Origin of the sequence: Bacillus sp. IS1 (assembly GCF_032461585.1) — a bacterium.
Classification (GTDB): Bacteria; Bacillota; Bacilli; order Bacillales; family Bacillaceae; genus Bacillus; species Bacillus velezensis.
This window is the reverse complement of record NZ_JAWCWR010000006.1, coordinates 185,059-205,363: the sequence shown is the minus strand read 5'-3', so window position 1 is coordinate 205,363 and position 20,305 is coordinate 185,059. Positions and strand designations below refer to the sequence as shown.

The 20,305-nt window shown below is 46.5% G+C and carries 21 protein-coding genes; 10 read left to right on the top strand and 11 right to left on the bottom strand.

Translation table 11 applies throughout. The features are described from left to right. Positions 1 to 134: 134 nt before the first annotated feature. Positions 135 to 308 carry a hypothetical protein gene (locus tag RUW00_RS19155; protein WP_007409301.1) on the top strand — a complete coding sequence of 58 codons (174 nt, stop codon included), beginning with the start codon at positions 135 to 137 and terminating at the stop codon, positions 306 to 308. 52 nt (positions 309 to 360) lie between these two features. Here RUW00_RS19155 and RUW00_RS19150 read toward each other — a convergent pair whose 3' ends face one another. Together RUW00_RS19150 and RUW00_RS19145 are read right to left on the bottom strand one after the other, a co-directional pair. After that, positions 361 to 1,719 (bottom strand): serine hydrolase, encoded by a 1,359-nt coding sequence (locus RUW00_RS19150; RefSeq protein WP_280144894.1) that lies wholly within the window; start codon positions 1,717 to 1,719, stop codon positions 361 to 363. A 137-nt stretch (positions 1,720 to 1,856) separates the two neighbouring features. After that, complete coding sequence (locus RUW00_RS19145; protein WP_007409303.1) at positions 1,857 to 2,126, bottom strand: hypothetical protein; 270 nt, start codon at positions 2,124 to 2,126, stop codon at positions 1,857 to 1,859. Between the two features lie 231 nt (positions 2,127 to 2,357). Between RUW00_RS19145 and RUW00_RS19140 the strand changes: the two genes are divergently transcribed. Further along, positions 2,358 to 2,612 carry a hypothetical protein gene (locus tag RUW00_RS19140; RefSeq protein ID WP_031378602.1) on the top strand — a complete coding sequence of 85 codons (255 nt, stop codon included), beginning with the start codon at positions 2,358 to 2,360 and terminating at the stop codon, positions 2,610 to 2,612. 57 nt (positions 2,613 to 2,669) lie between these two features. Here the strand turns inward: RUW00_RS19140 and RUW00_RS19135 are convergent, their stop codons facing one another. Next, on the bottom strand, positions 2,670 to 3,863 hold the full coding sequence (locus tag RUW00_RS19135) for a macrolide family glycosyltransferase (protein ID WP_061890450.1): 1,194 nt from the start codon (positions 3,861 to 3,863) through the stop codon (positions 2,670 to 2,672). A gap of 142 nt (positions 3,864 to 4,005) precedes the next feature. Beyond that, positions 4,006 to 4,692: a GntR family transcriptional regulator gene (locus RUW00_RS19130; protein ID WP_039252541.1), complete on the bottom strand. Its 687-nt coding sequence runs from the start codon at positions 4,690 to 4,692 to the stop codon at positions 4,006 to 4,008. 182 nt (positions 4,693 to 4,874) lie between these two features. Here RUW00_RS19130 and RUW00_RS19125 point away from each other — a divergent pair, with 182 nt between their 5' ends. After that, positions 4,875 to 5,933: a tartrate dehydrogenase gene (locus RUW00_RS19125; protein WP_280144893.1), complete on the top strand. Its 1,059-nt coding sequence runs from the start codon at positions 4,875 to 4,877 to the stop codon at positions 5,931 to 5,933. A 48-nt stretch (positions 5,934 to 5,981) separates the two neighbouring features. Here RUW00_RS19125 and RUW00_RS19120 read toward each other — a convergent pair whose 3' ends face one another. From RUW00_RS19120 to RUW00_RS19105, 4 genes are all read right to left on the bottom strand, one after another. Then, positions 5,982 to 6,764 carry a class I SAM-dependent methyltransferase gene (locus tag RUW00_RS19120; RefSeq protein WP_280144892.1) on the bottom strand — a complete coding sequence of 261 codons (783 nt, stop codon included), beginning with the start codon at positions 6,762 to 6,764 and terminating at the stop codon, positions 5,982 to 5,984. Between the two features lie 35 nt (positions 6,765 to 6,799). Beyond that, entirely contained in the window at positions 6,800 to 7,417 is a 618-nt protein-coding gene (locus tag RUW00_RS19115) for an NUDIX hydrolase (RefSeq protein ID WP_280144891.1), read from the bottom strand. Positions 7,418 to 7,593: 176 nt separating this feature from the next. After that, positions 7,594 to 8,466, bottom strand: coding sequence for a DMT family transporter (locus RUW00_RS19110; RefSeq protein WP_280144890.1), 873 nt, complete (start codon positions 8,464 to 8,466; stop codon positions 7,594 to 7,596). Positions 8,467 to 8,681: 215 nt separating this feature from the next. Continuing rightward, complete coding sequence (locus RUW00_RS19105) at positions 8,682 to 9,503, bottom strand: MerR family transcriptional regulator (protein ID WP_014417047.1); 822 nt, start codon at positions 9,501 to 9,503, stop codon at positions 8,682 to 8,684. A 131-nt stretch (positions 9,504 to 9,634) separates the two neighbouring features. On the opposite strand from RUW00_RS19105, the gene RUW00_RS19100 reads away from it, so the two are divergent. Together RUW00_RS19100 and RUW00_RS19095 are read left to right on the top strand one after the other, a co-directional pair. After that, entirely contained in the window at positions 9,635 to 10,093 is a 459-nt protein-coding gene (locus RUW00_RS19100) for a GNAT family N-acetyltransferase (RefSeq protein WP_017419174.1), read from the top strand. A 157-nt stretch (positions 10,094 to 10,250) separates the two neighbouring features. Further along, complete coding sequence (locus RUW00_RS19095; RefSeq protein ID WP_021495024.1) at positions 10,251 to 10,994, top strand: sulfite exporter TauE/SafE family protein; 744 nt, start codon at positions 10,251 to 10,253, stop codon at positions 10,992 to 10,994. Positions 10,995 to 11,035: 41 nt separating this feature from the next. On the opposite strand, the gene RUW00_RS19090 is transcribed toward RUW00_RS19095, so the two are convergent. Then, positions 11,036 to 11,875 carry a helix-turn-helix transcriptional regulator gene (locus RUW00_RS19090; protein ID WP_014417044.1) on the bottom strand — a complete coding sequence of 280 codons (840 nt, stop codon included), beginning with the start codon at positions 11,873 to 11,875 and terminating at the stop codon, positions 11,036 to 11,038. A gap of 108 nt (positions 11,876 to 11,983) precedes the next feature. Between RUW00_RS19090 and fabF the strand changes: the two genes are divergently transcribed. Continuing rightward, positions 11,984 to 13,219: a beta-ketoacyl-ACP synthase II gene (gene fabF / locus RUW00_RS19085; protein WP_021495025.1), complete on the top strand. Its 1,236-nt coding sequence runs from the start codon at positions 11,984 to 11,986 to the stop codon at positions 13,217 to 13,219. A 28-nt stretch (positions 13,220 to 13,247) separates the two neighbouring features. On the opposite strand, the gene RUW00_RS19080 is transcribed toward fabF, so the two are convergent. Together RUW00_RS19080 and RUW00_RS19075 are read right to left on the bottom strand one after the other, a co-directional pair. Next, the gene (locus RUW00_RS19080) at positions 13,248 to 14,459 is read right to left on the bottom strand and encodes a Bcr/CflA family efflux MFS transporter (RefSeq protein ID WP_017419177.1); all 1,212 of its coding nucleotides are present in this window, start codon (positions 14,457 to 14,459) and stop codon (positions 13,248 to 13,250) included. Between the two features lie 145 nt (positions 14,460 to 14,604). Then, positions 14,605 to 15,738, bottom strand: coding sequence for a glycerol dehydrogenase (locus RUW00_RS19075; RefSeq protein ID WP_021495026.1), 1,134 nt, complete (start codon positions 15,736 to 15,738; stop codon positions 14,605 to 14,607). A gap of 282 nt (positions 15,739 to 16,020) precedes the next feature. On the opposite strand from RUW00_RS19075, the gene RUW00_RS19070 reads away from it, so the two are divergent. The 4 genes from RUW00_RS19070 (at position 16,021) to RUW00_RS19055 (ending at position 20,279) form a co-directional block, all read left to right on the top strand. After that, positions 16,021 to 16,878 (top strand): YitT family protein, encoded by an 858-nt coding sequence (locus tag RUW00_RS19070; RefSeq protein WP_003156057.1) that lies wholly within the window; start codon positions 16,021 to 16,023, stop codon positions 16,876 to 16,878. Positions 16,879 to 16,994: 116 nt separating this feature from the next. Continuing rightward, a complete protein-coding gene (locus RUW00_RS19065) occupies positions 16,995 to 17,522 on the top strand; it encodes a GNAT family N-acetyltransferase (RefSeq protein WP_022552674.1) in 528 nt (175 codons plus the stop codon). Between the two features lie 276 nt (positions 17,523 to 17,798). Next, entirely contained in the window at positions 17,799 to 19,430 is a 1,632-nt protein-coding gene (gene abc-f / locus RUW00_RS19060; protein ID WP_022552673.1) for a ribosomal protection-like ABC-F family protein, read from the top strand. A 126-nt stretch (positions 19,431 to 19,556) separates the two neighbouring features. Next, positions 19,557 to 20,279 (top strand): gamma-glutamyl-gamma-aminobutyrate hydrolase family protein, encoded by a 723-nt coding sequence (locus tag RUW00_RS19055; protein ID WP_022552672.1) that lies wholly within the window; start codon positions 19,557 to 19,559, stop codon positions 20,277 to 20,279. Positions 20,280 to 20,305 lie beyond the last annotated feature (26 nt).

The following is a 20,305-nucleotide window of genomic DNA, read 5'->3' as shown; positions in this document are numbered from 1 at the left end:
AAGATGGCCTGTCATTTCTCCTAATTCTTCAAATCTCTCTTTATTGCCTTTCATCAGGTGAAATTGTTCACAAAATGTACACATTAATGGAGATGCAGTATAATTCAATTATCAGATAATAGGGGGAACTCATCATGAAAACGAAGGTTTTTGCGGTGGTATTGGGCGCTGTTTTAATGATTGCGGGGTTGGTTTTGGCAGAAGTTTCGCTTTATATGGAATACATCACAATGCTCGGAGCTATGATTTTTTCTTCTATATTTATGTCAGAGCCGAAAAGAAAATTTCGCGTCATCAAAGGGGTTTGACTTTTCTATTACCGCCGTCTTCTCAGGACGGCGGTTTTGTTTTGCATGTCACTCAGTCTATCCGCACAGCCGTTTCTTCTGTGCCGTCCTGATATAAAACAAAATGTGGGGCTGTTTGTGCTTTATCACCTGCAAATTCAATTTCAAGCGGCAGCGCCCTGACAAAATAACGGGTTTCCGTTATTGGGAATAATTCGAATGGTGTCTGCCCGTCTATTGTAAGATACAATCGGTTTTCTTTTACCGCCACCGATGCATGTGTGTCATCCTGAAATGAGTAATTGCCGGTAAATCTGCTGTAAATCGCAGGATCGATATCTGCTTTTTTCTGATCTGCCGGACGTTTCGGAATCACGTATGGCTGATCAAATAAGATGTTTACAGCCGCGGCAATTACAGCTTGTTCAAATTGATACGATTGTTCCATATTGCTGAGATAAATCAATGTTTTATTCTGGTCAATATACCGGATCATCAGAGTTGAATAGCCCGGCCAGCCTCCGTCGTGACTGATAACCTTCCCTTTTTGCCGGCTGTTTTGAATCATCCAGCCAAATCCGTATCCGAATTGCTCTTCTTCATTCCAATAGCCCGGTGTAAACGCTTGATCTTTAGACTCTTTGCCGATGATTTCTTCCGTATAAAGAGCCTGATCAAACAGATATAAATCTCTAATAGCGGAGTTAACGGTTCCGTCACCTTGAATCCCGTCAAGAAAGACGACATAATCGGTTTCCTCAAGTTCATCCGGCAGCACATATTCTCCGGAATGAACATCATACACATAGCCATATGCATAGTTCGGAATGTTTTCTTTACTCAGCCTTCTGTTATAAATCCGCGTATCGTGCATACGAAGCGGATGAAATACGGCTTGTTTCATAAATTCAGCAAAACTCATGCCTGATACAATTTCTATAATAACCGCTAACACCACATACCCCGTATTACTGTACAGCCACTCCTTGCCCGGCGGGAAATAAGCATCCGGCTTATGCTGCTTAAGCATATCGATCACATCTTGATTAACGGCAATTCTGTCCCGGTCCCAATGTGTTAAGAACAACTCCATATAGTCCGGCAATCCTGACGTATGATGGAGTAAATGCCGAATGGTAATGCCCGGATAAGGAAAATCAGGAAGCCATCGCTCTATCATATCGTCATAACGCAGCTTCCCTTGCTGCTCTAAAATGATAACGCCTAAAGCTGTAAACGGCTTCGATACTGAGGCCAATTCAAAGACCGATTGGTCATTCAGCATCCTCTTTGTTTTCAGTTCCGCAGCGCCGAATGAACCCTGATATAAGATGCGGCCGTTTTCCGCTGCCAATACAGCGCCGTTTATTTCATCTCTTTCGTCTAAAGTGCTGAAAAGCTGTTCAAAAGCTTGTTTTTTCTTATCGTTCATTTCACGAACCTCCATATACAAGCTGATTTACTCTTTTATACGAACGGCCGCTATAGAAGTTTCAATATTTTCCCTTCTCGAAACACCAGTCAGTATACTGCCGCTTCAGGCAGCCGCGGAGGTTTGATGAATGTCTTTTATTCACACAATACTGTGCAGGCTTCAAATTCAACATGCTTCTCGTCTTTATTTGCACCGGCAATTTCCATGGTCGAAAACATCGCGCAGACGACGGCTTTGTATTCGTTCATGACGGTTTGAATTTCAATCAGGAACCGTTCGGATGAAGCCGCGTATTCCGTTACGTACTCTTTCATTTTGCCGATAATATCATCTGCCTGACGGCTGAAGCCGGCCGCCTCCAAGTCACTCTCAAACTGGTTTTTGTTGATCATATGAATATGCATTTTTTAAAGGCTCCTTTCAGCAGCATTTTGTGGTTAGATCTACTGTAAAGGACAGGCTTGGATAAACTTTTAATAAAATATGAACAAAATATGAATTGGCTCATCGGCCTGACCGGCGGGCTTTCGGCTGTGCTCCGTTTCATTTGGACTACATGAAATAATGACTTCTTTACTCTGTTAAAAACAGCTCATATATGATCTAATACCAGTAAAATGTTTAGGAGGCGGCCTATGTCAGCAGCAGGAAATCGGCAAAAATTTTGGGTCATGGCGATGCTTATAGCGGTCTTTGCCGTGTTCGTTTTCTCTTTTTCTGAGAATCATTCACAAAAGGACTGGCACACGGCGGTTGACCAGGCGTCTGTGAATGTCTTCGGCCAGCAGATCTTTGAAAAAAACCGTCTGGCAAAAACACTCGACGCACGTGAGGCAGAATCTCTTCTGACTCTTGTGAAACTTGCAAATGAAGAACATCACATCATCTAAAAGCCATTATAAAAAGCCTGTTTCCCTTTGGCAGAGGAAACAGGCTTTTTCCATGTATTATTGAGCATGTTTTTGTTCAATAAACCGGTCGATCCGGGCGAGAACATCCTTCATGTTCGTACATTCTTTAAAGCTTTCATTAATGGCTTGAATGCCTTGTTTGTATTTTCCGTTATGCAGCACTTCTTCCGCGGCAAGCTTTACCTTTTCAGCGCTTACTTCATCTTTTTGCACGGTATAGCCTGCATCCAATTCAGTCAGGCGGCGCGCAACCATCGGCTGGTCTTTATCGTGCGGGATGACGACCAGCGGCACTTGATAATGAATGCCTTCATTTACACTGTTCATTCCGCCATGCGTGACAAACACGTCGGCCTGCTCCAGCACTTCAAGCTGCGGCACGTACGGTGCGATGATAAAGTTTTCCGGCGCCTGTTTGATTTTTGACAGATCGGCTTTTTCCCCGGCGGCAATGACTACTTTTCCTTCAAAATCTGAGAACGCGTCTATGCACAGATTGAAAAACGCTTCCGTGTCCCCGAGCACCGTTCCCATTGAGATATAAATGACTTTTTCATTCTTTAATGCGTCAATCGGGAAGTCGACGCGCCCTTTTCTCTTCGGAAAACTCGGACCGATAAATAAATACTCATCTCCGAATGTCTCACTTTCGGGCTGAAAATATCTGCTTGTATAGACGACGTTCAATTCACCTGTGTTGTTCATAAATTGAACCATGCTGTCAGGGGCGACACCGTATTTGTCTTTCATCTCGGCCAACAGCTCTTCACATTCCCTGTCCGGCTGAAACGGCACGGCCGATTCCGGGTGGAGCGGCAGTATTTTCAGACGGTCTTCATTGAACAGGAAGGACGCTGAAGAAGAGATGCCGGGAATGTTGAGATAATCCCGCACCAGCTCTCCCGCACCGAATTTATCATAATAGACGGCGTCGAATTGAATGTCCTCTGCCAGCCGCTGCACAATATGTAAAATCTCCAGTGACGTTTTGATATGAACCTTTAAAAATGCAAGTATGCCGGACGGACTGCCGGGATCAATGGGTGTCATTCTGAGCAGATCGCTGTGAAGATGAACTTTCGCCCCTACTCCTTCCAGTCTGCTTTTGTATTTTTCCGTTGAGATATAATGAACGTGATCGCCCCGTTCGCTGAAGGCCTTTGTCATACCCAATGTCGGGTTTACGTGTCCTTCTGCAGGAAAATTGATCATCAGAATATGTTTCGCCATTTTTCAAACTCCTTTGCCTTTTTTGCGTCTCTTCCATATCCATCATAAATGACGCGGAAAAAATCATGCAAGGAACATCCGTCAGGTCTTTATGACGGTTCGATGACATCGGCAAAAAAAAAGACAAGGCTTTTCACCTTGTCTATCGTGATGATTCGTCTGTTTCTTCCGCTCTCAGCACGCCTTTCAGATGTTCTTCATCATGCTTGAGATGCTCCGTCATATATTGCACGGCTTTTGTTTTGTCGCCCTTTTTTATTTCTTCAAAGATTTTTCGGTGCTCATGCAGAATAACCTCCGCACGGTCATCGCCTTTAAAATTAAGAACTCTGCAAAAATGAATCAGCACATTGACATGCTCAAGCAGCATGGCCAGCCGGCTGTTATGGCTGAAATCCACAAGGAGCTGATGAAACGTCTCGTTCAAGGAAATAATCTCAGTCTCTTTGACGCCTTTATTGATGGCTTCTTCCGTCTTGCGCAGCTGTTTTTCAATGAGGTCAATTTCACTCTCAGCCGCTTCATCAATAACCAGTTCGACTGCCAGTGATTCAAGTGACATTCTGATTTTATAAATCTCTTCAACATCCTTAACGGACAAAGAATAAATGACAAAGCCGTTTCGATCGTCTGCCGTCAGAAGCCCGTCCTTTTCAAGGAGCCGCATGGCTTCTCTGACCGGCGACCGGCTGACTCCGAAATCCTTGGCCAGCTGAGTCTCATTCAGCCGTTCACCCGGTTTAAAAATCCCGTCAAATATCATTTTTTTCAATTGGGAATAAAATTGCAGATAATACGGGATTGGCTTATCTAATTTAAAATTATCCATCTTTCCTACCTCTTCATACAATTTAGGCCTTATTGTTACCAAGATCATATAACAGTTTATCTATGGAAGCAACATTCCCGAGCTTGTCAGCATATCGGAGGTGGCGTAATATGGAATTATAATGAACGACGGTCGACGGTCTGCCGTAAACCGAAAACAATTCATTCAGAGGTGACGGAAACATGAAAACATACAAGATTGCCAGCATACCGGGGGACGGTGTGGGGAAAGAAACAGTTCCGCAAGCGGAACTGGTGTTGAACGCGATCGCCGAATTACATGGAGGCATTGCCTTTGATTTCACTTCTTTTCCGTGGAGCTGCGAGTATTATTTGGAGCACGGGACTATGATGCCGGATGATGGATTAGAAACGTTACAGCACTTTGATGCTTTGTTTTTGGGAGCGGTGGGGAATCAAAAACTCGTCCCCGATCATGTTTCGCTGTGGGGGCTGCTCATCAAGATACGCCGGGAATTTGAACAGGTGATTAATGTGCGGCCGGCGAAGCTCCTGCCGGGAATCACTTCCCCCCTCGTTAACCCGAAGGATTTTGATCTGATAGTCGTCCGCGAAAACAGTGAGGGCGAGTACAGCTCTGTCGGCGGCAGAATCTATCAGGGTGAGGACGAAATCGCCATACAAAACGCGATCTTTTCCCGCCGGGGTACGGAAAGAGTGATGCGGTATGCTTTCGAACTGGCGGAAAGTCGGCGGAAACACGTCACAAGCGCGACGAAATCAAACGGTATTGTTCACTCGATGCCGTTCTGGGATGACATCTTTAAAGAGGTCAGCCGGGAGTACGCCGGGATTGAGACGGATTCCCAGCATATAGATGCACTGGCGGCCTTCTTTGTCACGCAGCCGGAACGCTTTGATGTCATTGTCGCTTCGAATCTGTTCGGAGATGTGCTGACAGATATCGGTGCGGCGATTATGGGAAGCATCGGAATCGCTCCCGCAGCCAACATCAATGTAAACGGCAAATATCCTTCCATGTTTGAGCCTGTTCACGGCTCCGCCCCGGATATTGTCGGAAAAGGAATTGCCAATCCTATAGGCCAAATATGGACGGCGAAATTAATGCTCGATTCATTCGGAGAAGAGGAACTGGGCCATCTCCTCTTACAATCTATTGAAACGGTCACAAACAGCGGCATTCTGACTCCTGATGTCGGCGGAAAACATTCAGCGGAAGACGTCACTTCCGCTATTATTTCTCAAGTCAAGAACAGATAATACGAAAAAACCGCGGGCAGGAAAACTGCACAGCGGTTTTTTTTCGTCTCAGACGGGACGGACCGCGCAGAAACAGGCCGATTCACCTGTGAAGCCCGCAATACGGCCTGATTGATCCTTTTCTACAGAAAAAAACCGCTGTATATCACGAGGAGCATCCAGCATCTGTTTTTCCAGTAATGCGGCTTTCTCTTCAGTCAGGCCTGCCCGTTCACACCAGACGGTAAATTGAAATGGTTTCAAAAAGCAGACAGCGGATTCAATCCGGAAGCCGGCTGTCTCCAGAAATCGGAGCCATTCTGTTTTTTTCCACGCCCGAAAGTGGCTCTGATCCCGTTTCTTTTCAATGTCATTATAAAAATCGTCATATTCATCCTTTTCAGGTGCGGTATTGTCAATGAGAAGCAGTCTGCCGCCCGGTTTGACAACCCGAAACGCTTCATGAACAAAGGCTCTGACATCGGGAAAATGATGCGCCGCGATTCTGCATGTGACGATATCGAAAGCAGCATCGGCAAACGGCATCTTTTCAGCATCGCCTTTTTCGAATGACACGTTCGTCCATCCGTTTCCGGTTATAAATGCTTCAGCGGCTGCTAACATTTCTTCCGTGAGGTCATATGCGATAACAGAGCGTACGAGAGGAGCGAGAGCGTTAGCCGTATGTCCGCCTCCCGTCGCGATATCCAGCACGTCCATATGCTTTTCGGCACCGGAAGCTGAAACGAGATACGCCAAATCCTCTCCTGCGGCGTGTCCTGGACTAGTCACATATTTCGCGGCGTTTTTGGCAAATTGCCGCTGCGCCTGCTGTTTAATTGAATCCTCCATTATACTCGGGCCCCCTTTTCTTTCTGTTTGCTGCCTTAATCAAAATAAACGGGTTCGTCCGGATGTTTGAGATATGCAAACATCCTTTCAACCTGACTTTCCGTATTGCGGGCTTCAGATAGCGGCGGCAGTTCCGTTTCCGCAAAAAAGCCGGCTGCGCTTGTTTCCGTTCCCTCCCTGAGCCGGCCGCCGATGATCTCGCATTTGATAAACACTTTGTAAACGTGGACGGCGGACGGCGGATGGGAATGGCATTTCTTATCCATTACAGCTAACAGTTTAACGGGCTTTACGTCGATTCCCGACTCCTCTTTTACTTCTTTGACAGCGGTCTCGCCCGGAGAAATCCCAATATCAGCCCATCCGCCCGGCAGCGCCCATCTGCCGTCGCTTTTCTCTCTTACCATTAATATGCTCTGATCTTTAAAAACTGCCGCTCTGATATCAACTTTCGGAGTGGGATAGCCCGTGTCACCGGCGAATACGTCTTTAATGATTCTTTTGTCGATGCCGGTATGATGCGCCATGATATCCACGCTTATTTTTCTTATTTCTTCAAATCTCTCAATATCATATATGTCTTTGGAATAAGCCAGCCCCGCTTGCGCCGCGGATTGAAGCTGTTTTGCCCAATCTAGCCATTTTGGCTCCATTTTTTCACCGCCTGTTATATTAATTGACGAAAGCTTGAGGGTCCGGGTATTGCACCTTGAGAGTACCGGTGCCCATGATCCGTTTCTGCTCCTTGTTTTCTGTGTATGGAGGGGCGAATCCTGCCGGGAAAATCAGAAAAAAGCCATTCATTTGCTGAATGGCTTTTTTTCATTTTCTATTTTTCTTTCATGACGAGAACGACGCCTGAAACAATAAGGGCCGCCCCGATCCAGAAGGTTCCTCCGATCGTCTCTCCCAGCAGCAGCCAGCCGAGCAATGTCCCGGAAAGCGGCTGAAAGAAGAAAAACAGACCGCCGCTTGCCGCATTCAGTAATTGCAATCCGCGATTCCAAAGCATGAACGCGCAGGCGGTTGAGATCACACCCAAATATAAAAGTCCGCCCCATATCTCAGACCGGGCAAGCTGAGACAAAGGAATCTCCTGAAGCGGGCCCGCTGTAAACGGGGTCAGGATGACAAATGCGACGCAAATGGAATACGTTGTGACGACAAGCGGTGAGTAATGGCCGGGAACCCGTTTCATCAGCACGGACATCAAAGCCCATGTCAGCGCCGCAGCCAGAAGCGAGAGACCGCCGAGCTGGCTCGACATATCGAGATCTCCGTTCCCCACAATGAGCAATACTCCGATCGTCGCCAGCCCTGTCGATATTCCTTTTTTCAGCGTTAACCGCTCTTTCAACATCAGCCGGGCAAATACAACCATAAATGCGGGAGTGGATGCCGTAATAATCGCACCCATCTGCGCGGTTGATAATTTCGTGCCGATTTCCTGCGTGACGATCGAAATCGTGTTGCCGATCAATCCGATCGCAGCGATCAGTAATAAATCACGTTTATGAACTTTCCAGGATTGGCGTGTAAACAAACTGAGAATCAAAAGCGAAAGAAGCGCCACCGCATATCTCAGCCATACCAGTTCAAGCGGCGGAATGACCGCTACCACAACTTTTACAACGACATACATACCTCCCCAGATACTGGCGGCCAATGTCAAATAAATCGAACCGAACAATGTATTTTTCAATTTGATGCACCCTCCGTTATCATATTAGGTCACGTCATATGCCCTAACGGAGAGAAGCGCAGTCACTTTCCTCCATTAAGGGCGGAGAAGTGCTGCCGGTACATCATGTTCAAATAAGGGCGCTAGAAACATATCGTGTTTCACCTCAATTGCAATCTGATTTTTCTCATTATACAAGGTTTGTTAGAAGACGTAAACGAACGGCGGCACCGGCTTTATCGATTGCGGACTTGCAGCTGGATTCTTGTGATCTGATTGTCAAACCCGTCCGCCACAACCTCATCAAACATATATTCTTCATATGCATAATCGCCCATTTCCAGCCCATACTCTTCAATAAACTGCATGATGCTGCGGTAAGCCGCTTCCGCTTCATCCCCTATTTGGTACCCGACGGCATAAAGCCCTTTCGGCTTGATATGGAGGTCTCTATTCTCTATGCCTTCTTCTGTCTTCATATAAAAATGGGTGTAGTTGTAGAATTCTTTTTTCAGAATCTGCTCCCGCGCAAACAGTCCGCCGACCGGATGCCCCTGATCGAGTTCATGTACCCGCATATAGCGGATCAATTCGGAAATGGCGGCAGTGTATTGCCGTTCTGGCAAATGGAGTACGGGTCGTCCTATCATAAGTGTCTCTTCATCTAATCGCTGCAATGAGACGGAGGAAAAGTCTGTCTCCAAGGCTTGTTCGGTCAGCTTCACCTTTGTCTGAATCATCCTTTGCAGGTGCTCCAGCTTTTTGATTTTGCTTTCGATTTCTGAAGATTTCTCTTTTAAAAGCGTGATGATACCCTCAGGAGTTTTGTCTGTTAAGAGCGGTTTGATCTGCTTTAAGGGCACGCCGACCTCCTTAAACAGACCGATGACCTGGAACAGTTCGAATTGATGATAGGAATAGTATCTGTATCCGTTCGCTTTTTTGATTTCCGGAGAAAGCAGGCCGATCTCGTCATAATGGAACAGGGTTTGTTTTTTTACGTGGCACAGTTTTGCAAATTCACCCGTTGTGAAGTATTTTCTGACGTCTTCGCTCATAATGCCTCCTTGACTATACGGTAACCATATCCTTTATGATGATCATTGTATCCGAGAGAAGGCTGATTCACAAATGGCTTACGCAATGAAAGCTTTACCGTCTCAAAAAAAGCGGAAGAGGAGTATCAAGTATGACGATTGAAATCAGAACAGTCACGGAAGAAAACCGTGCCGATATACTGGCGCTTCATGTAAGTGAAAGCCAGACTTCATTTATTGAAACCGCGGAAGAGTGCTTACAAGATGCTGAGGATTGCCGGCATTATCAGCCGGCCGGTCTTTATGTTAACGGGGAATTGGTCGGCTTTGCCATGTACGGATGGTTTCCGGAATATGATGAGGAAAATGAAAACGGAAGAGTGTGGCTTGACCGTTTTTTTATTGATGAACGTTATCAGGGACGGGGATTGGGCAAGCTGTTGCTTGATGCCCTTATCCGCCATCTCGTTCGAATATATGATTGCAGACGGATTTATTTAAGCCTGTTTGAAGATAACGTCCACGCATTGCGGCTTTATCAAAAATTCGGCTTCTTATTCAATGGAGAGCTGGACTCAAACGGGGAAAAAGTGATGGTGAAAGAGCTGTAAACCCTCTGTATAAAAGCGATTCGGCTTCTTGCCAATACCTTAAATTTGAGGTAACATAAAGATATCAGACGACGGTCGACGGACTACGGTCGATTATTAAAACCTGATACAGCGGAGCGGAACATGGTGATCAGGCATCTAAATGGAGGAGAAGATTGTGCTTATTATACTCGTTATGTTTCTTCTCGGGATTATTCTCGGGTTTATCGGCGCCGGGGGAGCCGGTTTTGTCATTGCACTTTTAACTATACTGTTTCACGTACCGATTCATACGGCTTTGGGCACCTCCCTCGCCGGAATGGCTTTCACAAGTTTGTCGGGGGCTTTCAGCCACTACCGTGAAGGCAATATTCAGATGAAGATCGGCCTCATCGTCGGCGTTTTTGCGGCATTCGGTTCGTTTTTCGGGGCAAGGCTTACTTCCCTTATCCCCGCAGATTTGCTGCATTACTTGACGGCGGGCATGCTGTTTTTATCTGCTCTGCTTATTTTAGTCCGGTTATTTATTGTAAAAGAAACACATGAAGATTCCGGACGGCAAAGCAATCTGAACATATGGGTGAAAGCCGTTGTACTCGGTGTCATCGCAGGAATCTTGTCCGGAACGTTCGGCATCGGCTCTGCTCCTTTTATCCAAATCGGCTTAATGATTCTTTTGCGCTTATCCATCCGCCAGTCGGTCGGCACCACCATGCTTGTCATTATCCCGCTTGCGGTCGGCGGAGGACTCGGTTATGTGACGGAAGGATTTGTCGATTATATGCTGTTGGTCAAAGTGCTGATCGGAACGATGTGCGGCGCATATGTCGGAGCGAAATTCACCAACCTCGTGCCGAAAGTCATTCTGAAATCAGCCATCTTTTTAACACCGGCCATCGCCGGTCTCATGCTTTTATTTTAAACTGAAACGGGAGGCGGCCGCCTCCCGTTTTTTACTGTTCTTCACCTGTTTTCGAAGAGCTTTTTCAGCTTTGCTTCCGTTTCGGTATGATCTACCGGCGTATACACACTGCAGCGCAGATCACTGTTGCCCTGAACCTGAAATGAAGTCAGGTTAAAGACCATTTTTCCCGCCTTCGCGTGGCGGAACTCAATTAATACTTCGGGTGCCGAGCTGACTTCGCTCTCATTCCACAGCGTATGAAATTCCGAATACGTTTTCTCCATTTCTTCTATAAACTGAGAATACCACGTATCAGCTACATACTGGCCGTAATACGTTCTGAAAATGGCGATGAATCCTTTCACAAAGTGCTCCCAGTTCACGGCTAAACTTCTTAATTCTTTTCTGGAAAACAATAGCTCTATGAGATTCCGTTTTTCAGGAGGAATTTGTTCAAAATCTAAAAACACGTGAGCCGCGGCCTGGTTCCATCCTACGATATGACACCGCCTGTCCGAGATAATGGTGGGACAATAACGGAGCTCCTGCAGGATTTTTGAAAGCGACGGGCTGATAACCGCTTCTTCCTCCGCGGTAAACGGCTGCTTCACGCCCTCCTCAATGGCAAGCGCGTATAAATAATTTCTCTCATCTTTGTTGAGCTGCAGCGCATCGGAAACGGCGTCCAATACGGCTGCGGACACTTTAATGTCTCTGCCCTGCTCCAGCCACGTATACCACGTGGTGCTTACGCCGGCTAATTGCGCGACCTCTTCTCTTCGGAGTCCGGGCGTTCTTCTCCGTGTGCCCATCGGCAGCCCGGCCATCTGCGGAGAAATTTTGGCCCGCTGCGTTTTTAAAAACTCTGAAAGCGCCTGCAATCTTCCTTCTGGTATCATACCGAATCTCTCCTCTCTTACCCTGGTATTCATTATACTAGGATAATCAACAACTTGTAATAGGATAATTGCGAGTTACAATAAATACATACCGAAGGAGGAATGACCATGAAAAGAGTTGTGATCACCGGAATGGGAGTGATTTCACCTCTCGGCAATGATGTGCATACATTTTGGAAACACCTGACGGAAGGAAAATCGGGAATCTCTTTCATCGATTCGTTTGATGTCTCCGGTTCAAAGACAAAAATAGCCGGTACCGTCCGTGATTTTGACGCAGAAGAAAGATGGGGCAGAAAAGAAGCGAGACGGCTTGACCGTTTCAGCCAGTTTGCTCTAGCGGCAGCGGAACAGGCGCTTGAAAGCTCCGGGATTCAGCTCGATCAGATTGACCGTGAACGCCTCGGCGTGTACGTCGGCTCGGGAATCGGCGGCATCACGACTTTGATTGATAACGTTCATACTTTAAATGAACGGGGAGCGCGAAAAGTGAGCCCGAGCCTTGTCCCCATGATGATCTCAAACGCGGCCGCCGCTCAAATCAGCATCAGATTAGGCGCGCTCGGCCCCTCACTTTCTCCCGTCACCGCGTGTTCCATCGGCAATACGTCGATCGGGGAAGCATTCAACGCCATTCGGAATGATGACGCAGATATCATGTTTGCCGGGGGAGCGGAAGCGGCGATTACGAATTTGTCATTAGCCAGCTTCGGCAATGCCCACGCGCTGTCAGCGAGAAACGAAGACCCCGCCGCGGCAAGCCGGCCGTTTGACGCGGATCGCGATGGGTTTGTCATGAGTGAAGGCGCGGGCATCTTAGTATTGGAATCATTGGATAGCGCAATCGGCAGAAATGCCCCGATCCTTTGTGAGGTGCTCGGCTACGGCGCAAGCTCTGACGCCTATCATATGGTAGCCTCTCATCCGGAAGGAACGGGCGCTTACCTGGCGATGAAAAACGCTTTGAAAAAGGCGAACGTTTCAGCGGAAGACATTGATGTCGTAAGCGCCCATGCGACAAGCACAAAAGCCGGAGATCTTTCTGAAACATTGGCCATCAAGACATTATTCGGGGAGCTTGCCTATGACATTCCAGTTACGGCCAACAAATCAATGCTCGGCCACATGCTTGGCGCGGCAGGCGGCGTTGAAGCCATCGCTTTGACAGAAAGCCTGAGACACGGCATCATTCCGCCGACGATCAATCTGCAGCACCCTGATTCGGCGTGTGATTTGGACTATGTAGCAGACGGGCCCCGCCAGCAATCGTTAACGATCGGCCTTTCCAACTCATTCGGCTTTGGCGGGCATAATTCGGCGATCGTGCTGAAGAAATATGAATAGCGGGCATCAAAAAAAGGAGTGAATCATTTCACTCCTTTTTTGCTTTCTCCGGTTTTGTTGTTAAGGCGAAAAAAGCGATGGAACCGATAACGGATGTCGTGAACATTATTGCCCCCATCGGCACGGCCGTCGCTTCATTCATCCCCACAAGCGGCGACACGATGGAACCGAGAAGAAGCGGAAGCATGCCGAGCAGTGCGCTTGCGCTTCCCGCGCGGTGTCCCTGCTTTTCCATCGCCAATGTAAAGGTGCTTGTCAGTGTCATGCCGATCGTAATCATATAAATAAAAATGGAAATCACCAGTGCCGCCAGCGGCCCGTGAATGATTGTCATGACGAGCAGAACGGCAGTCGCCGTCATCGCTGTAATCACGCCGATTCTCAGCAGGCTTTTTTCGTGAATGATCCCGCCGAAACGCCCGATGATAAAGCTTCCGGTAATGATCGCCAGACCGTTTATGCCGAATAAAACACTGAATACCTGAGGCGATACTCCGTAAATATCCTGATACACGAAAGGCGTTCCGGAGACATACGCAAAGCTCCCGCCGTGAATAAAACCGACCGTCAGCGCATAGCCGATAAATGACCGATCCTTCAGCAGGCTTCCCATTGTCCGCACGGAATTTCCGATGGAGCTCGGAATCCGCTTTTCCGGCGGCAGGGTTTCTGTCAGCTTGAGCGCAATGATGAGAACAAGCAAAAACCCGATAAACGTTAAAAAGAGAAAAATCGTATGCCATGATGCAAACGGAAGCAGTAAAATCGCGCCTCCCGTCATCGGCGCCACCATCGGCGCGACGGCGGTAATGACCATCAGCAGCGAGAAAAATTTAGAAAGCTCTCTTCCCGTAAACACATCTCTGACGATTGCACGGGATAAAACGAGTCCTGCCGAAGCGGTGAATCCTTGAAGAAAACGGGCAATCACTAGTGTTGCAATGTTCGGTGCAAGCGCGCAAAACAGAGAAAACAACGCAAATAAAAAAATACATAGTAATAACGGTTTTCTTCTTCCCTTCGCGTCACTTAACGGGCCGACAACAACCTGTCCGATTGTCAGCCCGATCAGACATGCGGTTAAACTGAGCTGGACAAGCGATGCGCGGGCGCTTAAATCTTCAGCGATTTCAGGGAAACTCGGCAGATACATATCTATATTGAGCGGCCCCAGTATCGCAAGCATTCCGAGAAGAAAAGCAAGCGCAAGCCGCTCCTTACCGGTCGGATTATGCAGCATATCGTTCCCACCTTTCCTTTGTCAATCTCTCAAAACATTTGTATATTGTATCATAATTTTTTCTTTATTTTTAAAAGTTTTCAAAGAGCACAAAAAAACCAAGGGCTGTAACAGCCCTTGGTTCCGGGTCACGCGATAAAAGGTTTTACGCGTGTTTTTCTTTAAATGCTTTTGCGTATTGATCAGCCGCTATAATGGCATCCGCCACGTCGTCAGCCGTCACGTCAAAAGCGGCATGAATCGTTTCTTCTTCAATCGTCGCGGCTTCTGCCACTTTCATAATGTCCTCTTTAGATGCGTCTTTCAATTTGATGTCTTCAAGTGTGACAGGCAGCCCCAAGCTGATATAAAACGCGGTATACCGCTCAATTTCCTCAAGCGAACGTTTTTCCAGCGCCAATTGAACGAGCGTGCCGAATGCCACTTTTTCACCGTGGGTCAAGTGATGGATTTCACCTTCAAGCGCGGTAAATCCGTTATGAATGGCATGTGCCGCAGCTAAGCCGCCGCTTTCAAATCCCAGTCCGCTCAGAAGTGTATTGGCTTCAACCACCGCTTCCAATGCGGGCGTAACGGCTTTCGCTTTCACAGACTCATAAGCGAGACGGCCGTATTTGAATAACACCGCTTCACATTTTTCCGCGATAGCTTCTCCGGCGATGGTAGGAATTCCGCCTGCCATCGTTTTACCGCCATTGGCGATGACACTGCGCGCCTCTATCCACGTCGCCATCGCATCGGCAATCCCTGATGCTAAAAAGCGCGGCGGAGCTTCCGCGACGATTTTCGTATCGACCAGAACCAAGTCAGGATTCTTATGATAGAAACGATAGTTTTCGAACGCGCCTTGTTCAGAATATACGACAGACAGCCCGCTTGTCGGAGCATCCGTTGAAGCGGCCGTCGGCACGATAACGGTGTAGCCGTTTATTTCATCTGATACGGCTTTGGCCGTATCAAGCGTTTTACCGCCGCCGACTCCGATGACAATAGTCGCGCCTGCTTTTTCTGCGATGCCGGCAATTCTTTTCATTTCTTCCTGGGAGGCTTCGCCGTTGAAAACCGCCTCTTCAGAAGAAATATTGCTTTTCTTTAATTCAGCCGTCACCTTGTGGCCCGCGATATCCCATACGGTTTTGTCCGCAATGACGACGGCTTTTTCACCAACGCCCTCCAGATGTCCGCCGATCGTTTCAATGGCGTTTTTTCCCTGCACGTATTTGGCCGGACTGATAAAAATTCGTTCCAATGTCATCATCCCTTCTTCGTTGTCTTTCATTACATTTCTCTTATTGATAGAGCAGAAATGAAAACTCTTCTGATATAATTCCTCGTTTTAACTTGATTTAAACCTCATATACACTGCAGAAAAATCAATTTTCACGGCATTGACAAGATGTGAAGGTGTCTATATAATCTTCGATATTGAAGCTGATCATTCTTTACTGAATGAACAAACGAGATTGTGAATGATTCGTCTTAAAAATTATTTAGTTCTGCTGGATAATTTTTGAGGCGTTTTTGTTTTTTATATATTTTTGACTGCAGAGGAGGTTTGCACATGAAGAACATTTGCAAGGATATACTGATGATTATGGCCGGAGCCTTTCTTATTGCGGCGTCCGTGGAATTTTTCGTCATCCCGAATCATTTAGGGGACGGCAGCACCGTGGGAATCGCTCTCGTGTTATATTATCTTTTCCATATACCTGCAAGTATTACGACTCTGGTTGTAAATTTGATTTTTATCGGGCTGGCTTATAAATTTTTAACGAAAAAAACGATTTTATACACGATACTCGGTACGGGGATGACTTCTGTTTTTCTCAGCATCGTCAGCTTTATTCCGTTCGGCGTGCACGACATGGTGCTCGGGATTGTATTCGGCGCTCTGCTGATGGGAGCGGGGCTGGCATTGATCTTTATCGCTGACGGATCTACCGGCGGGACCACGCTTTTGGCGTATTTATTGAATTACACAAAGGGCTTTAACATCTCGAAAAGCATGTTTTATATGGATTGTGTCATCATTTTCGCATCCGTTTTAGCGATCGGCATCAATCACATGCTGTATACGTTTATATTCGTATATCTGTGCGCCAAAATCGTCGATATTGTCATTGAGGGTTTCCATAATAAAAAAGCCCTCACCATTATGTCTGACCAATACGAAGAAATCGCCAAAGCCATCACCTCTGAGTACGGCAACGCGGCGACGATTTTTTACGGATACGGGTATTACGGCAGCAAAGACAAGCGCATTATCTATGTCGTCATTAAAAAGAACGAATTGCTGAAAATCAAAAAACATGTTCAAAAAATTGACCCGAAATCATTTATCGTTATTCATGAAGTAAAAGAAGCTGTCGGAGGGCAATTCGGATTTACAAACCTGCCCGCCGCCGCAAATGAAAAATAATCGCCTGCAGTGTATAGCTGCAGGCTTTTTTTATTCGGCTCTTCTCCGCTCAAAGGTTTTTACATCTTTCAATCGAAGTAGTAAATGAAATCTTTTTTGATGGAGGAACATAAAAAATGAATATCAAAACTGACAGGCTCGTCATTCGGACATTTGAGCCGGAAGATTGGCAGGATGTCTATGCGTACACGTCAAATCCGAATGTCATGAAATATATACCAGAGGGTGTCTTTACCGAAGAAGATGCCAGGAAATTCGTTACTGAAAACAGCGGTGAACATGCCCGGAAGTTTCCCGTTTTATTGAAGGATGAGAAAACGGTCATTGGCCACATTGCTTTTTTTCAGTATTTTGGCGATCATACGTATGAAATCGGCTGGGTGTTTCACCCGGAATACCAGGGCAAAGGATATGCTTCAGAGGCGGCGCGCGCCGTGCTGGCATTCGGGTTTAACAAGATGAACTTACACCGGATCATTGCGACATGTCAGCCGGAAAACACGGCTTCGCACCGAGTGATGGAAAAGATCGGGATGAGACGGGAAGGCTTTTTTAAAAAATGCATCCCCCATGATAATGAATGGTGGGATGAATATTATTATGCCGTTTTAGAAGAAGAGTGGGAAGCCTCCAATCTGGAATAAAAAGGCTTATACCCTTTGCTTTTACAGATAAGTGTGTGCTACACTGTTTGTAACAAATACGAAGGGATGATGGGTGGACAATGATTAACTAATCTTATTTTGACCGTTTGAAATCAAATATTTCAAATCAGAAAAAATAGGATTAGTCTGCCCATTTTCTATACGATACGAAAGCTATGTGAAAATAGCTTATTTGATCATGCACAGGTACGGCTAATCCTTCCAAATCAATTGGGAGGATTTTTTTGTCCTCCCTTTAAAGCGAGGGATTGACATATGAAAGAAATGTTAAAAATAAGCGGCATCAGTTATGAAATCAACAGCGTTCCCCTTTTTGAACAGATCAGCGCGAGCGTTCAGCAAGGTGACATCATCGGCGTTATCGGTAAAAACGGCGCCGGCAAATCGTTATTGCTGCAATTGATCTGCAATCAAAAAGCGCCGTCACAAGGACAGATTCAGATGATGCAAGATGTGAACATATATATGGTGGAACAAGAAACGGAAGCTTATGATTCCGGCCATCCGGAGCCTGCGGAGGCAGCCTTGTTAGAAAAGTGGAACGTGCCCGCACGCGCCTTTTCGCAATTGAGCGGCGGAGAAAAACTGAAAGCCCGTCTTGCCAAAGGTTTCTCCTCCTCAAGCAGCCTTTTATTATTAGATGAGCCGACGAACCACCTCGATCAGCACAGTTTAGAAATACTGCTGAATCAGATCAAGAATTACAAAGGCACCATTATTTTCGTTTCGCATGATCGTGCTTTTATAGATGCAGCGGCGACAAAAATCTGGGCCATCGAAGGAAAGAAACTCATTGAACATAAAGGGAATTATTCAAGCTATATGGAGGTCCGCAAACAGAGAAGGCTGACACAGCAGCGGGAATATGAGAATCAGCAAAATATGATCAGACGGATTGAAGCTCAAATGAACGAGCTGAGCGCCTGGTCGAAAAAAGCCCACGCCCAATCAACGAAAATAGAAGGCTTTAAAGAATACCATCGTGTAAAAGCAAAACGCACCGACGCCCAGATTAAATCAAAGCAGAAGCGTCTTGAAAAAGAGCTTGAAAAAGCGAAAGCAGAACCGGTTGAAGCGGAGTATGAAGTCCGTTTTTCCATTGAGCACCGCAAAAAAGCGGGAAAGCGTTTTTTAGAAGTAAGTGATGTCACAAAGTCATATGACGGCCGAACGCTTTTCAAAAACGTGAATTTCACTGTGATGCACGGTGAAAAGATCGCGATTACAGGCCCGAACGGCAGCGGGAAAACAACATTATTGAAGGTCATCCTCGGTCAGGAAAAAGCACAGGACGGCAGCATATGGATTTCTCCGTCTGCAAACGTCGGATATTTAACCCAGGAAGTATTCGACCTCCCGCTTGATAAAACCCCCGAACAGCTTTTTTACAAAGAAACGTTCGAAGCAAGGGGAAATGTTCAATCCCTCATGAAGCATTTAGGATTTACCGCAGCGCAATGGACGGAACCCATCGGCAAGATGAGCATGGGAGAGCGGGTCAAATGCAAACTGATGGCGTTTATTTTAGAGGAGAAAGATGTGCTGATTCTGGATGAGCCGACAAACCACCTTGATCTGCCGTCACGCGAGCAGCTTGAAGACACTTTGGCCCGATACGACGGAACGCTTATCATCGTATCTCATGATCGTTACTTTCTCGAAAAGACGACGGACATCCGGCTTGATATCTCAAATGGCAGCGTCCGAAAACAATGGAAAGAATCCCCCTCTGTCAGGGACGATGCTGAAGAACTGCGATTAAAGCTTGAAACCGAACGGCAGGAAGTCCTCGGAAAACTCAGCTTCATGACTCCGGCTGATAAACAATATCGTGAGCTTGATCAAAAATTCAAAGAGCTGACGGAAGAAATCAAGAAATTGAAATGAATGTAAAAACCCGTGATTGTCACGGGTTTTGTTTTGGAAAGTTCACGTATCATGAAGAATAATTTCAAACTGATTTGTACAACCTACGTTCAGATTTATTATGAGCATGGTTCAGGGGGGCAAAGAATGGCCAAACGCATCGGAATTACGGGAAACATTATGGCTGATCAATCCGGTCCTTTCCCGGGTTATAATCGGGCATATGTCAATAATGATTATATTCAGTCTGTTTCTGAGGCCGGCGGTGTGCCGTTTATACTGCCGGTGATTCAAGAGACGGCGCTTGTAAAGGAACAGGTCTCTCATGTTGACGGGATCATTCTGTCCGGCGGCCAGGACATAGACCCGCTGTTTTACGGCGAAGAACCTTTACAGGCTTTAAGAAAGACCTTTCCTGATCGGGACGCCTACGAGAAGGAGCTGATTCTCACGGCGGTTGCTTTAGAAAAGCCGATTCTGGCCATCTGCCGGGGGATGCATATGTTAAACGTCACTTACGGGGGAACTTTATATCAGGATCTAACACACGCTTCGTTTGCTGACATTAAGCATGACCAAGAAAAAGACCCGCCGTTAAAAACCCATCATGTTTCCTTTGAAAAAGGGACACGTCTCCATTCCTTGTTTGGCGATTCAGCGCGGGTGAATTCATTCCATCACCAGATCATAAAAGAGACGGCGCCTTCGTTTAAAGCCGCGGCTTATGCGAAAGACGGGGCCATTGAAGCGATTGAACGGACGGGTGAATTATTTGTCGTCGGCGTGCAATGGCATCCTGAAATGCTGACAAAAAAACATGAAGACATGAAAAAGCTTTTTTCTCTTTTCATGAATGCGGTCAGCACATAAAAAAAGCAGATCATAACGATCTGCTT

What these genes read in the sequence shown, in the direction of transcription:
- RUW00_RS19145 (WP_007409303.1), bottom strand. Translation starts at nt 2,126, where the DNA reads ATGCATATTCATATGATCAACAAAAACCAGTTTGAGAGTGACTTGGAG.
- RUW00_RS19120 (WP_280144892.1), bottom strand. Translation starts at nt 6,764, where the DNA reads ATGGAGGATTCAATTAAACAGCAGGCGCAGCGGCAATTTGCCAAAAAC.
- RUW00_RS19075 (WP_021495026.1), bottom strand. Translation starts at nt 15,738, where the DNA reads ATGAAAGACAACGAAGAAGGGATGATGACATTGGAACGAATTTTTATC.
- RUW00_RS19105 (WP_014417047.1), bottom strand. Translation starts at nt 9,503, where the DNA reads ATGAGCGAAGACGTCAGAAAATACTTCACAACGGGTGAATTTGCAAAA.
- RUW00_RS19080 (WP_017419177.1), bottom strand. Translation starts at nt 14,459, where the DNA reads ATGCTGCATAATCCGACCGGTAAGGAGCGGCTTGCGCTTGCTTTTCTT.
- fabF (WP_021495025.1), top strand. Translation starts at nt 11,984, where the DNA reads ATGAAAAGAGTTGTGATCACCGGAATGGGAGTGATTTCACCTCTCGGC.
- RUW00_RS19115 (WP_280144891.1), bottom strand. Translation starts at nt 7,417, where the DNA reads ATGGAGCCAAAATGGCTAGATTGGGCAAAACAGCTTCAATCCGCGGCG.
- abc-f (WP_022552673.1), top strand. Translation starts at nt 17,799, where the DNA reads ATGAAAGAAATGTTAAAAATAAGCGGCATCAGTTATGAAATCAACAGC.
- RUW00_RS19150 (WP_280144894.1), bottom strand. Translation starts at nt 1,719, where the DNA reads ATGAACGATAAGAAAAAACAAGCTTTTGAACAGCTTTTCAGCACTTTA.
- RUW00_RS19155 (WP_007409301.1), top strand. Translation starts at nt 135, where the DNA reads ATGAAAACGAAGGTTTTTGCGGTGGTATTGGGCGCTGTTTTAATGATT.
- RUW00_RS19070 (WP_003156057.1), top strand. Translation starts at nt 16,021, where the DNA reads ATGAAGAACATTTGCAAGGATATACTGATGATTATGGCCGGAGCCTTT.
- RUW00_RS19135 (WP_061890450.1), bottom strand. Translation starts at nt 3,863, where the DNA reads ATGGCGAAACATATTCTGATGATCAATTTTCCTGCAGAAGGACACGTA.
- RUW00_RS19125 (WP_280144893.1), top strand. Translation starts at nt 4,875, where the DNA reads ATGAAAACATACAAGATTGCCAGCATACCGGGGGACGGTGTGGGGAAA.
- RUW00_RS19055 (WP_022552672.1), top strand. Translation starts at nt 19,557, where the DNA reads ATGGCCAAACGCATCGGAATTACGGGAAACATTATGGCTGATCAATCC.
- RUW00_RS19065 (WP_022552674.1), top strand. Translation starts at nt 16,995, where the DNA reads ATGAATATCAAAACTGACAGGCTCGTCATTCGGACATTTGAGCCGGAA.
- RUW00_RS19130 (WP_039252541.1), bottom strand. Translation starts at nt 4,692, where the DNA reads ATGGATAATTTTAAATTAGATAAGCCAATCCCGTATTATCTGCAATTT.
- RUW00_RS19140 (WP_031378602.1), top strand. Translation starts at nt 2,358, where the DNA reads ATGTCAGCAGCAGGAAATCGGCAAAAATTTTGGGTCATGGCGATGCTT.
- RUW00_RS19090 (WP_014417044.1), bottom strand. Translation starts at nt 11,875, where the DNA reads ATGATACCAGAAGGAAGATTGCAGGCGCTTTCAGAGTTTTTAAAAACG.
- RUW00_RS19100 (WP_017419174.1), top strand. Translation starts at nt 9,635, where the DNA reads ATGACGATTGAAATCAGAACAGTCACGGAAGAAAACCGTGCCGATATA.